The sequence below is a fragment of the Variovorax sp. Soil_C_12 genome, assembly GCF_057657375.1.
Genome location: NZ_JBDGIO010000003.1, coordinates 329258 through 341788, shown reverse-complemented (window position 1 = coordinate 341788; position 12531 = coordinate 329258). Strand labels below are relative to the sequence as shown.

Here is a 12531-nt window from a genome sequence, read left to right as displayed (position 1 = left end):
GCAGGCGGGCATTGTCCCTGTCGTGACGCGCCCGCCGCCTACAATCGCGCGCACTACCAACGCCATGAAGATACTGATTTCGAACGACGATGGCTTCCAGGCTCCCGGCATCGTTGCATTGCACGATGCGCTCAAGGAGATGGCGGAAGTCGAAGTGGTGGCGCCCGAGCACAACAACAGCGCCAAGTCGAATGCGCTCACGCTCGCGGCGCCGCTGTATGTGCACAAGGCACACAACGGTTTTCGCTATGTGACCGGCACGCCGGCCGATTGCGTGCACATCGCGCTCAAGGGGCTGCTCGACTACCGGCCCGACCTCGTGGTGTCCGGCATCAACAACGGCGCCAACATGGGCGACGACACGATCTATTCGGGCACCGTCGGCGCCGCCATGGAGGCGTACCTTTTCGGCATTCCGGCGATCGCCTTCTCCCAGATCGAGAAGGGCTGGGCGCATGTCGACGCTGCGGCGCGCGCGGCGCGGCGGCTGGTCGAACAGATCGAGCGTGAGCGCATGCTCGCAGGGCCGGCCTTCCTGCTCAACGTCAACGTGCCGAACCTGCCCTTCGAGGAGCTCAAGCCCATCAAGGTCTGCAGGCTGGGGCGCCGCCATGCCGCCGAGAAGGTCATCACGCAGGACAGCCCGCGCGGCGAGACCATGTACTGGATCGCCGGCGCGGGCGGCGCCAAGGACAGCGGCGAGGGCACCGACTTCCATGCGACGGCTGCCGGCCACATCGCATTGACGCCGTTACAGATCGACCTGACCGACCACGCGCACCTGGGGCAGTGGCGCGAGACCGTGGCGCGGCTGGGCGAGCTCTCCTGACCATGGCGAGCCAACGGCCCGGGTTTCCCGTGCGGCTCACGCCCACCGCGTCCGCGGCGACGCGTGGGCGGACTTCGGCCGTTCCTGCGAAGCCGCTCGTTCATCACACGCCGTCGATGGCCTCCGACGCGGTGCGCGCGCGCATGGTCCAGCGGCTTGCCGCGCAGGGCATCGCCGACGCGCGCGTGCTGCGCGCCATGAGCACGGTCGAGCGCCATCGCTTCGTCGACAGCGCCTTGGTCAACCAGGCCTACGAAGACACCAGCTTGCCGATCGGGCTGGGCCAGACCATCTCGAAGCCCAGCGTGGTGGCGCGCATGATCGAGCTGCTGCTCGGCGCGCCTGCCCTCGCGAACAAGCCTGGCGATCGGCTTGGGCGCGTGCTCGAGATCGGCACGGGCTGCGGCTACCAGGCTGCTGTGCTGAGCCATGTCGCGGCGGAGGTCTACAGCATCGAGCGCCTGCGCGGCCTGCACGAGCGCGCGCGTGCCAATCTGCGCCACTTCCGCCTGGCCACCGTGCACCTGCTTCTCGGCGACGGCATGGTGGGCTATGCGAAGGGTGCGCCCTATGCCGGCATCATCGCCGCGGCAGGCGGCGATGCAGTGCCGGAGGCGTGGCTCGCGCAGCTCGCCGTCGGCGGCCGCATCGTCGCGCCGACGCAGTCGGCGGCGGGTGGACAGTCCCTCGTCGTGATCGACAAGACCGCTCGCGGACTCGAGCGCCGCGTTCTTGAGGCGGTTCACTTTGTCCCCCTAAAATCGGGAATTGCTTGAAGGAAGAACACATGCAGGGTATTGGCAATCGGGGCTGGCTTGCTGGCGTGACGCTGCTGGTCGCACTCTTGATTGCGGGGTGTGCCGCGAAGCGCGGGCCCGTTCCGGTCGAGGACCGCGGCACGATGATCAGTGCGCCGGCTGCTGCCGCGCCGGGCGCCCCCGGCACGCCTCCCATCACCACCGATGCATCGGGCAAGCCGCTGCCGGGGATCGAGAACTACGGCAAGCCCGGCTACTACGCGGTTCGTCCTGGTGACACCATTCGCCGCATCGGCACGGAGACGGGCCAGAACTGGCGCGATATCGTGCGCTGGAACAATCTCGAGAATCCGGACCTGATCGAAGTGGGCCAGGTGCTGCGCGTGATCCCGCCTGCGGGCGCGGCCGCAACCGCGGCGGTGCCGCCTGCGTCCGCTGCCACCGATGCGACGCGGACCGCTGCCGCCACACCCAGTGCGGGGACTGTCGCCGCTGCAGCGCCGGCTCCCGCAGCGGCAGCGAGCGCGGCTGCCAAGCCCACGCCATCCATCGTCACGGCGTCGCCCGCGACACCGGCCGCTACGGCGTCGGGCGATGAAGACGTCGGCTGGATCTGGCCTGCCCAGGGTTCGCTGATCGCGGGCTTCGACGAGGCCAAGAACAAGGGCCTCGACATCGGCGGCAAGGCCGGCGACTCGGTGCTTGCCGCGGCCGATGGGCGCGTCGTCTATGCGGGTGCCGGCCTGCGCGGCTACGGCAACCTGATCATCCTCAAGCACAACAACACCTACCTCACCGCTTACGCCCATAACCGGACGCTGCTGGTGAAGGAGGACCAGTCGGTGCAGAAGGGGCAGAAGATCGCCGAGATGGGCAACAGCGATGCGGACCGCGTGAAGCTGCACTTCGAAATCCGCCGGCAGGGAAAGCCTGTCGATCCGGCGCGCTATCTGCCCGCCCGCTAGGACCATGCATGGCTGCCTCTCGCCGGCGTCGCGTTCAGATCGTGCGGCGCGCGGCGGGCAACGGCGGCGCAGTTCCATTCGGTGCCTTCGGTCCTGCCGTTCCTGCGGACGAGGCGGCCGAGCGTGCCGGCGGCGAGGCGGCGCAAGACATTTCGCGTGAAGCCGCCCCGCTCGATCTGGGCGGCGAGGGCGGCGAGGGCGGCGATTCGCTGACGCTCTATCTGCGCGAGATCCGGCGCACCGAGCTGTTCACGCCCGACGAGGAATACCGCACTGCCTGTGCCGCGCGTGGCGGTGACTTCTCGGCGCGCCAGTCGATGATCGAGCACAACCTGCGGCTCGTGGTGAACATTGCGAAGGGGTACCTGAACCGCGGCGTTCCGCTCGTGGACCTGATCGAGGAGGGCAACCTCGGCCTGATGCACGCGATCAACAAGTTCGAGCCCGAACGAGGCTTTCGCTTCTCGACCTACGCGACCTGGTGGATCCGCCAGTCGATCGAGCGCGCGGCGATGATGCAGGCGCGTGCGATTCGCCTCCCGGTGCACGTGGTGCGCGAACTGCAGCAGGTGATGCGCGCGCGGCGGACGCTGGAGGGCGACGCCGACTTCATCGCGCGTCGCCCCGACGGCGTGCGTGTGGAAGACGTGGCGGCGCTGCTGGGTCGCGAGGTGCAGGCCGTGGCCGACCTGATGGCGCTGGCCGAGGCGCCGCGTTCGCTGGATGCCGGCAGCGAGCGCAGCGAAGACAGCTTCAGCCTCGCCGACACGGTGGCCTCCGAGGATGAGCACAGCGACCCGACGGGTACCACCCAGACGCATGAGGTCGAGAAGCTCCTCGATCAGTGGATCCTCGCGCTGAGCGATCGCGAACGCGAGGTGCTGGAGGGGCGCTACGGTCTGCATGACCGCGATCCGGAGACCCTCGAAGTGCTGAGCGTGCGCCTGGGCCTCACGCGCGAGCGCGTGCGGCAGATCCAGAACGAGGCCCTCGCCAAGATGCGGCGCCAGCTCGCGCGCGCGGGCGTGCAGCGCGACGCGCTCTTGTAGGCATCCGTCCGGGCAGGGCATGCCGCCCTGAGACAATCCGTGCATGACGGAATCGACAGGAAGCCAAGAGGCGCAGCAGCAGCCCGACGATGAGTGGCTGCAGGTCGAGTCGCTCGACCTCGACGCGCAAGGCGTGGCACACAAGGCCAGCGGCATGGTGGTGTTCATCGAGGGCGCGCTGCCCTTCGAGGAAGTGCAGCTCAAGGTGCAGCGCAGGAAGAACAACTGGGAGCAGGGCACGGTGACCGCGATCCGCCGCGAATCCTCGCAGCGCGTGCGTCCGGGATGTCCGCATTTCGGGTTGCACCCCGGTGCCTGCGGCGGCTGCAAGATGCAGCATCTCGACGCCGCGGCGCAGGTGGCGGTCAAGCAGCGTGCGCTCGAGGACAACCTGTGGCATCTGGGCAAGGTGCGGCCGGAGAACATGCTGCGGCCGCTCGAAGGCCCGGCCTGGCACTACCGCTATCGCGCGCGGCTGTCAGTGCGCCACGTGGTCAAGAAGGGCACGGTGCTGATCGGTTTTCACGAACGCAAGAGCCGCTATCTCGCCGACATGCAGGTGTGCCCGGTGCTGCCGGCGCGCGTCAGCGCCATGCTCATGCCGCTGCGCGAGCTCATCGGATCGATGGACGCACGCGACACCTGCCCCCAGATCGAATTGGCGTGCGGTGATGGGCCCGACGACACCGGGCTCGGCGTGATCGCGCTGGTGTTGCGGCACCTGGAGCCGCTGTCTACTGCGGACATTGCACGCCTCAAGGCCTTCGCGGCTGAACACGAGGGCGTGCAGTGGTGGCTTCAGCCGAAGGGGCCCGAAACGGTGCGGCTGCTGGAGCCCGGCGGGCCGGCGCTGGCGTACCAGTTGCCGGAATTCGGCGTCACGATGCCGTTCAAGCCGACCGATTTCACCCAGGTCAATGCGCCTATCAACCGTGTGCTCGTCAGTCGCGCCTTGCGCCTGCTCGACGTGCAGCCAGAGGAGCGCGTCATCGACTGGTTCTGCGGACTGGGCAATTTCACGCTTCCGCTCGCGACCCGTGCTCGGGAAGTGCTGGGCATCGAGGGCAGCGATACGCTGGTGGCCAGGGCCACGGAGAACCTGGTGCGCAACCAGGGCCCGGCGCCAAGCCGGGGCGCGCTGGCCCCAACGCGCTTTGTCGCCCGCAATCTGTTCGAGATGACGCCTGCGATGCTGGTGGCCGACGGCGCAGCGGACAAATGGCTGGTGGATCCGCCTCGCGAGGGGGCTTTCGCGCTGGCCAAGGCGCTGGCCGATCTGCACCAGCAGGACGATCTGCCCAGGGATGGCTGGGCGCCGCCCAGGCGCATCGTCTACGTGAGCTGCAATCCTTCGACGCTGGCGCGCGACGCCGGCCTGCTGGTGCACCAGGCGGGCTATCGCTGCACCTTCGCGGGCGTGGTTAACATGTTCCCGCACACGGCGCACGTCGAGTCGATCGCCGTGTTCGAACGGGCATGAAAAAAGGGCCCGAAGGCCCTTTTTTCGAATGCCGAGACGATGCTCAGTCGCGCTCGCCGCCGAAGATGCCCAGCAGGGCCAGCAGGCTCTGGAAGACGTTGAACATGTCCAGGTAGAGCGCCAGCGTGGCGCTGATGTAGTTGGTTTCGCCGCCGTCCATGATCTGCTTGAGGTCATAGAGCATGTAGGCCGAAAAGATGCCGATCGCGGCGACCGAGATCGCGAGCATGCCGGCGCTGGAACCCACGAACACGTTGATGACGGCGCCGATCATCAGCACCAATGCGCCGACAAACAGCCACTTGCCCATGCCCGACAGGTCGCGCTTGATCACGGTGGCCAGCGAGGCCATCACGAAGAACACGCCGGCGGTGCCGCCGAAGGCGGTCATGATGAGCTCGGAGCCGTTCTTGAAGCCCAGCACCATCGCGATCAGCCGCGACAGCATGAGGCCCATGAAGAAGGTGAAGCCCAGCAGCACCGGAACGCCTGCCGCCGAGTTCTTGGTCTTCTCGATGGCGAAGATGAAGCCGAAGGCACCGCCCAGGAACACCATCAGGCCGATGCCGCCGCTGAGGGAGCGGGTGATTCCGGTGGCGACGCCCAGCCAGGCGCCCAGCACTGTGGGCAGCAGGCTCAAGGCGAGCAGCCAGTAGGTGTTGCGCAGTACGCGCTGGCGCTCTGCTTGCGGCAGCGCCTGGCCGTAGCCGACGGTAGTGGCAAGGGTGTTGACGCGGTCGTTCATTGCTGAAACTCCTGATGTTGGCTGCAATGCAGCAGTTGGGGTCATTCTAGGGGGGTGCAAGGACCCGACCGGGAAAAGACCCGCCTCGGCATGGCGCTAAAGCGCACTCCGCGTTTCGTAAGCGTTCAGGCAGGCGCTGGCGCTATGCTTGCCATTTGCTCACTATTCGCAAGACCATGAAGACCAAGTCTTTTCTCGAACTCGCCGATGTCAAGGCGATTGCCGCAGCGGCCGAAGCCGAAGCACTCAAGAACAACTGGGCCGTGACCATCGCCATCGCCGATGACGCCGGCAACCTGCTGTGGCTGCAGCGGCTGGATGGTGCCGCCGCCATCTCGTCGCACATCGCGCCCGCCAAGGCTCACACAACTGCCATGGGGCGGCGCGAGAGCAAGGTCTACGAGGACATGGTCAATGGCGGCCGCACCTCCTTCCTGTCGGCGCCGGGCATCAATGGCCTGCTCGAGGGGGGCGTGCCGATCGTCAAGGACGGCCAGGTGATCGGCGCCGTCGGCGTCAGTGGCGTCAAGTCGAACGAAGATGCCCAGATCGCCAGGGCGGGCATCGCCGCGCTCGGCCTCTGATTGCAAGGCCCCCAATGCAGAACGCCGACCTCCGGGTCGGCGTTTTACTTGGGTTTCAAGGCGGGAAAAAAAGCTTGGCTAGTCGGCAAGAAGCCGTTGGCTAGCAAAAAACGACCCTTCGGAGATCAGATCTCCTCGAGTCGCCCCACGATGAAACTTGCGCGAGGGGCGAACTGAAACCTACTTGGTGAGGATCAGCTTGCCGAGTTTGGTGGCTTGCAGCCGGTACAACGAGCCGTTGTGCATGATGCCGACGATCTTGCCGCCCTGGAGAAGCTCCGCGCTCTCGAACAGGGTGGCAGGGCGGGGAGCCTCGCTGCTTGCGCGGCCGCCGCCCGAATGGTCGAGCGAGGGATGGCTCAGGACACTGAACGCGTTGGGCACGGCTTGCATTGGAATCCCTTTATCTGAACGATAGCTGAATGATAATGATTCTCAATAAAAAGTCAATCGCTGCGATCGATTTTTCGAGCTTGCGGTTCGGCGCTACCTGGGCTCGGGTTCGGTGATGAACCCGATCTTGCGAACGCCGGCCTGGCGAGCTGCCGACATGGCCTGCGCCACGCGCTCGTAACGCACTGCCTTGTCGCCGCGGATGTGCAGCTCAGGCTGCGGATCCTTGGCGGCCTGGGCGGCCAGCCGCGTCTTCAACTCGCCGTCGTCGATCTTCTGCTCGTTCCAGTAGTAGCTGCCGTCGGCCGCCACCGTGAACAAAATGTTCTGCGGTTTGGTCTGCTCCGGTTCGCTGCTGGCGCGGGGAAGGTCGATGTTGACCGCGTGCTTCATCACCGGTACGGTGATGATGAAGATGATCAGTAGCACCAGCATGACGTCGACCAGCGGCGTCATGTTGATCTCGTTCATCACCTCGTCGGGTTCGTCCTGGGTTCCGAAAGCCATGGCGTTCCTCAGCCTTTCTTGAGCGGCACCACGGTGGCCTCGACGCCGCTTTGCACGCGGGCGCCGGTCACGAAGTAGGCATGCAGGTCGTGCGCGAAGCTGTTGAGCTTGGTCAGCACGAACTTGTTGCCGCGCACCAGCGCGTTGTAGCCGAGCACCGCGGGGATGGCGACTGCAAGGCCCAGTGCCGTCATGATCAGCGCCTCGCCGATCGGGCCGGCCACCTTGTCGATGGTGGCCTGTCCGGCGGAGCCGATGCTCATCAGGGCGTGATAGATGCCCCACACCGTGCCGAACAGCCCGATGAACGGCGCCGTCGAGCCGACGGAAGCCAGGATCGCGAGGCCGGTCTGCAGGCGCGCGGTGAATTCGTCGATGCCGTTGCGCAGCGCACGGGTGATCCAGTCGCTCACGTCGAGTGCGTCGTGCAGATGCGCCTTGGTATTGCGATGGTGCGCCGCGGCCTCGCGGCCCTCCAGCGCCAGCGCGCGGAAGGGGTTGCCGTCGTCCTTGCCGAGCTTGTTCAGCGCGGTGGCGAAGTCTTCGCTGTGCCAGAAGTCCTGCGAGTGCTTGGCGAGGCGCTTGTAGCGGATGACGTCCAGCGCCTTGATCAGGATCACGATCCATGACGCGAGGGACATGCCGATCAGAAGCAGGGCCACGGCGCGTGTGACGAAGTCGCCCTGATTCCAGACATTCATCAGGCCAAAGTGGGAATCCATACGAAGCTGCTCCAGAAATTAGTTGAGAACCCAGTTGATCGGAACGCTGAAGTCCATTTCTTCAACGACTCCATTTCGTTTGCCCGGTACGTAGCGCCATCGCATGACGGCAGCGACCGCCGCCTCGTCCAAGCGGTCAAAGCCACTGGAGGTCCGGACGGTGGCGCGTTTAGGCAGCCCGTCGACGCCGATGGTGACTCGAACGACAGTCCGGCCCTGTTCGCCCAGGCGCCTGCTCATGGCCGGATACGCGGGCTTGGGGTTCTGCAGGTAGTCAGCGTCGCTGGACGGCAACTGGATTGACGGCGGCGCCGGCGGCGCGGGGGGCGGAGCCGGCGGTGCCGGAGGCGCGGGCGGCGCAATGGGGGCCGGCGGTGGGGGCGGTTCGACCGTCCCGGTGGGGGCGTTCGGTGCCGGCGTAGGCTTGGGCTCGCGAATCGCCTGCGGCCGCGGCGGGGGCGGGGCCTTCGTGACCTGGGGCTTCGGCGGCGGCGGAGGAGGCGGTGGCGGCGGCAACTCCTTCGGCTTGGGCGGCTCGATGAACTCGCTCAGGATTTCCACTGGAATGACCACCTCGGCGGCCCGCCGCAGCAGCCCGCTTTGCAGCGCCCAGAGCGCCGCGACGTGGAAGAGCACCACGCCGCTCGCAATAAGCGCGTTGCGCGACAGGCCCAGAACGGAGGGGGGCGGCGAATAGAAGCGGTCAGACACGATCAAACATTCGAGTGCCGGACACCTTCAAAGGTGCCGGATGCAGCAAACCGCCGGCTGTCTACTTACTTGCGAAAAATCCACCAGGCCGAGCCTGTGACGACGATCAGGCTGATGCCGAGTGCCGAGAAGAGTTCCATGCCCTGCTTTCCGTGATGGCGCTGGCGAGCTGGATCGAACTCGGCTCCGATTCGCGGCTCAACGCGGCGATCGGGTGGGAGGCACTGCACTGCGCGACCACGTCGCGTGCGCAGCTCTCGCATTGGCCGCACTGGGTGGCGACGCCGAGCTCGAATTGCACTTCGTCGAAAGTCATCCCCGCCCGCACGTGGCGCGCGATTTCGCGGTCTGACACTCGGCGACATACGCAAACGATCATGGCGGTGGGGCGGCAGTCTGGCTGGCTGGTGATAGGAGTCGTGATTATAAATACGAATCCCTCGCATTTGCAACAACTATGGCCAATGGGGTTTTGCAGCGGCGGCGGCCAGTCTCAAACTTCGGCCCAGAGGCGCAGCAGGTTGTGATAGTGGCCCGTCAGCGCCACCGTCTCCTCGCACTCGCCGATCCGTCCGCGCAGCCTGAGGATGTTCTGGTCGAGCTCGAACAGCATGGCCCGCTGGCCGTCGTCGCGCACCATGCTCTGGACCCAGAAGAACGCGCAGGTGCGGGCGCCGTGGGTCACGGGGTGTACGCGGTGCAGGCTGCTCGAGGGATAGAGGATCAGGTCGCCGGCAGGAAGCTTGACCTCGTGCGCGCCGTAGGTGTCGACGACCTCCAGCTCGCCGCCTTCATAGTCGTCCGGATCGCACAGGAAGAGGGTGCAGGAGAGATCGGTGCGCAACTGCTCGCCCGTGCCCGGCACGGAACGCACCGATCCGTCGACGTGAAGCCCGTAGTGCTCTCCGCCTTCGTAGCGGTTGAACAGCGGTGGCACGAAGCGCAGCGGCAACGCGGCCGAGAAGAAGAGCGGGTGGCGGGCCAACGCCTGCAGGATCGTCTTGCCGAGTTCGCGCCCCACCGCGGAGTGCTCCGGCAATTGCCGGTTGCGCTTGACCTGCGCGCCTTGTTTGCCGGCGGTTTCGCGGCCATCGACCCAGTCGGTGCCGTCGAGCGCTGCGCGGATGTCGCACACCTGTTCCGCGCTGAGGACATTGGGCACATGCAGCATCATTTGTGGAGCTCTCTCAATGAAAAAAGCCCCGGCAAAGGGGCCGGGGCTCGAGTGTCGCATCGCGCGGGCGGCGACGCGGCGCTCGCATCAGAACGTGAAGTTGGCCGTGATTCGCCCGGAACGCGGGATGCCGGGCGAGTAGCGATAGCCGCTCTTGTTGATCGCCGCCACGTACTCCTTGTCGAACAGGTTGTAGATGTTCAGCTGGATCTCGACGTTCTTGCTGACGCGATAAGACGCCATCGCGTCGAACACCCAATACGATTCGGTGTAGGCCGGGGTGCCCACGGCGCCGTCGAAGCCCTTGGTCAGCTTGCCGTTGTAGCGGGCGCCGCCGCCGATCGTCAGGCCGAAGGGAAATTGGTAGGTCGTCCACGCCGTGAACGCCCGCTTCGGCGTGTAGGGGACCACCGTGATCTGGTCCTGCGAATTGGTGGAGCCGTCGACCTTGGTGTTCATGGTCGTGAAACCTGCGCTCACGCCCCAGTTGTCGGTGATCGCGCCGGCCGCACCCAGCTCGATGCCTTGCACGCGCTTCTTGCCGGTCTGCGTGAAGACGGCGGCGTTGGTCGGATCCTGGACCACCTCGTTGCGCACCTCCGTGCGGTAGAGCGCTGCGGTCAGCGCCAGGCGCTTGTTCAGCACGTCCCACTTGGTGCCCACTTCATAGGTCTTGGCCTTCTGCGGCAAGAAGTCGGTGCGTCCGGCGTTGTTGCCGGTACCGGCCGCTGCCAGCGCGAAGTTGGCGCCGCCCGGAGGTTGCGCGGCCGTCCCGTAGGCGGCGTAGACGCTGCCATTCTCGGCCGGCTTGTAGACGACGCCCAGCTTGCCCGTGAACAGCCCGTCCGACACCGACAGGCTGGTCGGCGTGATCGCCCGCGACGGCAGCGCCAGCGCGGTCGAGTTGAAGTCGGTGCTGTAGTGGTCGTAGCGCAGGCCGCCGGTGATCTGCCACTGCTCGTTGAGCTTGATGGTGTCGAACGCATACAGGCCGACGGTGTCGGTCCTGCCGTTGGAGCCCGTGCCGTTGCGCAGGCGGTTGTAGCCGACGACGTCGGGGTTCGGGTTGTACAGGTTCGCATCCGGCCAGGAGCCCGCGGGTGCGAAGGTCGTGTTGACGCTGGCGAAGCCTGGCGCGAAGAAGTTGAGGTTGTTCTGTTCTTCCCGCAGCAGTTCGAGACCCGCACTGATCGAGTGGCTGATGCCGCCCGTGTCGATCTTGGCGGTCACGTTGGTCTGATTCACGAAGATCTTGTTCTCTTGGTCCTTGTTGGTCGGCGAGCTGCGCCGGAAGGTCCAGGTGGCAGGCAGGCTCGGGTTCGGCGTGGCCAGGAAGCCCGTATTGGCCGCGGGCACGGTCCCGTTGGCTGCAAGGCCGCCCAGCACGAACGAGGTGAGCAAGTAGTCCTGCGTGGTCCTGCCGAAGCGCGTGGTGTTGCGCAGCGTGACGTTCGGCGAGATGTCGTGCTCGACCCGAGCGGTGAACATGTCCGACGTCACGTTGTCGAAGTCCGAGCGCGTGCCGTAGAAGTTGCTCGAGTCGACGGGCGACGCGAAGTTCAGGAAGGTGCGGCGGCGCGCGCCGAGTGCCAGCGGATCGGGGTTGGAGTAGCCCGGCAGGCCGATGGTCGGAACGCCCCCGTCCGGAACGTTGTCCTGCTTGACGTGCACGTAGTCGAGGAAGATGCGCGTCGGCGTGTTCAGGCCGATGGCCAGCGAGGGTGCAATCGCCCAGCGCTTGTTCTTCACGAAGTCGCGGCCGGCGACGCCGCCGTCCTGTGCCACCGCGTTGAGGCGGAAGGCCGTGCCGGAGCCGTCCGCCGCGCTGATCATCTTGTTCCAGTCGATGCTGGTGCGCGCGTAGTCGGCGCTGCCGAAGCTCACCGAGCCCGCAAAGCTGTCCTCGAGGCGCGGCTTCTTGGTGATGAGGTTGATATAGCCGGTGGGCGACGTGCGTCCCACGTCGGTGCTGGCCGGGCCCTTGACCACCTCGACCTGCTCGACGTTGAACACGTCGCGCGAGACCGAGCCCAGGTCGCGGATGCCGTCGACGAAGATGCTGCTCGAGGTGTCGAAGCCGCGCATGAAGATCGTGTCGCCGGTGCTGGTGTTGCCGTTCTCGCCGAGGAAGAAGGTGCCCGCCCCCGGGATGTTGCGCAGCGCCTCGGTCAGGGTGGTGGCGCCCTGTTCGCGAATGATCTGCTCGCGGACGACCGAGATGGTCTGCGGCGTGTCGACCAGCGGTGCGGTGAACTTGGGGTTGGCCGAAGTGTCGGCCTTGTAGTCGGCCGAGGCGCCGTCGACGCGCACCTCCTTGAGGGTGCTGGTGGTCGTCTGCGCAGAGGCGGGCAGCGTGGTGAGCGCCATGAGTGTGGCGGCGGCAGCGCTGCCGAGCGGCGGCAAGGCACGTGCGACGGCGTGCTTGCGGCTCTTGATGTAGGCCATGAAGGGTTCTCCGGAAAGGGCTGTGTGAGAACTCGTCTGGCTGGTCCCTGTGGGCGCCCGGGTGGGGCGATGGGGATTGGCTGGGTGAGCTGAGTCGCGAACAAAGGCGAGATCGGCGTGGATGATAATGAATCTCAATACCATTGTTAACGTTTTGCAGGCCGTGATG

At 66.2% G+C, this 12531-nt stretch carries 14 protein-coding genes; 6 read left to right on the top strand and 8 right to left on the bottom strand.

Going from position 1 to position 12531, the window contains the following annotated elements; translation table 11 throughout:
- The first annotated feature begins 64 nt into the window (after positions 1-64).
- From surE to rlmD, 5 genes are read left to right on the top strand one after another with little or no spacing between them, the layout of a single operon-like run.
- The gene (gene surE, locus AC3A6X_RS10340) at positions 65-829 is read left to right on the top strand and encodes a 5'/3'-nucleotidase SurE (RefSeq protein WP_106560087.1); all 765 of its coding nucleotides are present in this window, start codon (positions 65-67) and stop codon (positions 827-829) included.
- Positions 830-831: 2 nt separating this feature from the next.
- Positions 832-1605, top strand: coding sequence for a protein-L-isoaspartate(D-aspartate) O-methyltransferase (locus tag AC3A6X_RS10335; protein ID WP_487842096.1), 774 nt, complete (start codon positions 832-834; stop codon positions 1603-1605).
- Between the two features lie 11 nt (positions 1606-1616).
- On the top strand, positions 1617-2552 hold the full coding sequence (locus tag AC3A6X_RS10330; RefSeq protein ID WP_487842095.1) for a peptidoglycan DD-metalloendopeptidase family protein: 936 nt from the start codon (positions 1617-1619) through the stop codon (positions 2550-2552).
- Between the two features lie 8 nt (positions 2553-2560).
- Entirely contained in the window at positions 2561-3601 is a 1041-nt protein-coding gene (locus AC3A6X_RS10325; protein WP_487842094.1) for a sigma-70 family RNA polymerase sigma factor, read from the top strand.
- Between the two features lie 43 nt (positions 3602-3644).
- Positions 3645-5081 carry a 23S rRNA (uracil(1939)-C(5))-methyltransferase RlmD gene (gene rlmD / locus AC3A6X_RS10320; protein ID WP_487842093.1) on the top strand — a complete coding sequence of 479 codons (1437 nt, stop codon included), beginning with the start codon at positions 3645-3647 and terminating at the stop codon, positions 5079-5081.
- Positions 5082-5124: 43 nt separating this feature from the next.
- Here rlmD and AC3A6X_RS10315 read toward each other — a convergent pair whose 3' ends face one another.
- Positions 5125-5826, bottom strand: coding sequence for a Bax inhibitor-1/YccA family protein (locus AC3A6X_RS10315; protein ID WP_309971782.1), 702 nt, complete (start codon positions 5824-5826; stop codon positions 5125-5127).
- Positions 5827-6002: 176 nt separating this feature from the next.
- On the opposite strand from AC3A6X_RS10315, the gene AC3A6X_RS10310 reads away from it, so the two are divergent.
- Positions 6003-6410 carry a GlcG/HbpS family heme-binding protein gene (locus AC3A6X_RS10310; RefSeq protein ID WP_487842092.1) on the top strand — a complete coding sequence of 136 codons (408 nt, stop codon included), beginning with the start codon at positions 6003-6005 and terminating at the stop codon, positions 6408-6410.
- Between the two features lie 180 nt (positions 6411-6590).
- On the opposite strand, the gene hemP is transcribed toward AC3A6X_RS10310, so the two are convergent.
- The 7 genes from hemP to AC3A6X_RS10275 form a co-directional block, all read right to left on the bottom strand.
- On the bottom strand, positions 6591-6803 hold the full coding sequence (hemP, locus tag AC3A6X_RS10305; protein ID WP_487842091.1) for a hemin uptake protein HemP: 213 nt from the start codon (positions 6801-6803) through the stop codon (positions 6591-6593).
- Between the two features lie 93 nt (positions 6804-6896).
- On the bottom strand, positions 6897-7310 hold the full coding sequence (locus AC3A6X_RS10300) for an ExbD/TolR family protein (RefSeq protein WP_487842090.1): 414 nt from the start codon (positions 7308-7310) through the stop codon (positions 6897-6899).
- An 8-nt stretch (positions 7311-7318) separates the two neighbouring features.
- On the bottom strand, positions 7319-8032 hold the full coding sequence (locus AC3A6X_RS10295) for a MotA/TolQ/ExbB proton channel family protein (protein WP_164255369.1): 714 nt from the start codon (positions 8030-8032) through the stop codon (positions 7319-7321).
- An 18-nt stretch (positions 8033-8050) separates the two neighbouring features.
- Entirely contained in the window at positions 8051-8746 is a 696-nt protein-coding gene (locus AC3A6X_RS10290) for an energy transducer TonB (RefSeq protein WP_487842426.1), read from the bottom strand.
- Between the two features lie 103 nt (positions 8747-8849).
- Positions 8850-9122 (bottom strand): (2Fe-2S)-binding protein, encoded by a 273-nt coding sequence (locus AC3A6X_RS10285; protein ID WP_106556729.1) that lies wholly within the window; start codon positions 9120-9122, stop codon positions 8850-8852.
- A gap of 114 nt (positions 9123-9236) precedes the next feature.
- Positions 9237-9917, bottom strand: a complete 681-nt coding sequence (locus AC3A6X_RS10280; protein ID WP_487842089.1) for a Fe2+-dependent dioxygenase — start codon at positions 9915-9917, stop codon at positions 9237-9239.
- Between the two features lie 87 nt (positions 9918-10004).
- Entirely contained in the window at positions 10005-12362 is a 2358-nt protein-coding gene (locus tag AC3A6X_RS10275; protein WP_487842088.1) for a catecholate siderophore receptor Fiu, read from the bottom strand.
- Positions 12363-12531: the final 169 nt, after the last annotated feature.

Bases quoted from the DNA above. Each gene is read 5' to 3' on its own strand.
- AC3A6X_RS10285 (WP_106556729.1), bottom strand. From the start codon at position 9,122: ATGATCGTTTGCGTATGTCGCCGAGTGTCAGACCGCGAAATCGCGCGC.
- surE (WP_106560087.1), top strand. From the start codon at position 65: ATGAAGATACTGATTTCGAACGACGATGGCTTCCAGGCTCCCGGCATC.
- AC3A6X_RS10275 (WP_487842088.1), bottom strand. From the start codon at position 12,362: ATGGCCTACATCAAGAGCCGCAAGCACGCCGTCGCACGTGCCTTGCCG.
- hemP (WP_487842091.1), bottom strand. From the start codon at position 6,803: ATGCAAGCCGTGCCCAACGCGTTCAGTGTCCTGAGCCATCCCTCGCTC.
- AC3A6X_RS10335 (WP_487842096.1), top strand. From the start codon at position 832: ATGGCGAGCCAACGGCCCGGGTTTCCCGTGCGGCTCACGCCCACCGCG.
- AC3A6X_RS10325 (WP_487842094.1), top strand. From the start codon at position 2,561: ATGGCTGCCTCTCGCCGGCGTCGCGTTCAGATCGTGCGGCGCGCGGCG.
- rlmD (WP_487842093.1), top strand. From the start codon at position 3,645: ATGACGGAATCGACAGGAAGCCAAGAGGCGCAGCAGCAGCCCGACGAT.
- AC3A6X_RS10315 (WP_309971782.1), bottom strand. From the start codon at position 5,826: ATGAACGACCGCGTCAACACCCTTGCCACTACCGTCGGCTACGGCCAG.
- AC3A6X_RS10300 (WP_487842090.1), bottom strand. From the start codon at position 7,310: ATGGCTTTCGGAACCCAGGACGAACCCGACGAGGTGATGAACGAGATC.
- AC3A6X_RS10310 (WP_487842092.1), top strand. From the start codon at position 6,003: ATGAAGACCAAGTCTTTTCTCGAACTCGCCGATGTCAAGGCGATTGCC.
- AC3A6X_RS10330 (WP_487842095.1), top strand. From the start codon at position 1,617: ATGCAGGGTATTGGCAATCGGGGCTGGCTTGCTGGCGTGACGCTGCTG.
- AC3A6X_RS10295 (WP_164255369.1), bottom strand. From the start codon at position 8,032: ATGGATTCCCACTTTGGCCTGATGAATGTCTGGAATCAGGGCGACTTC.
- AC3A6X_RS10280 (WP_487842089.1), bottom strand. From the start codon at position 9,917: ATGATGCTGCATGTGCCCAATGTCCTCAGCGCGGAACAGGTGTGCGAC.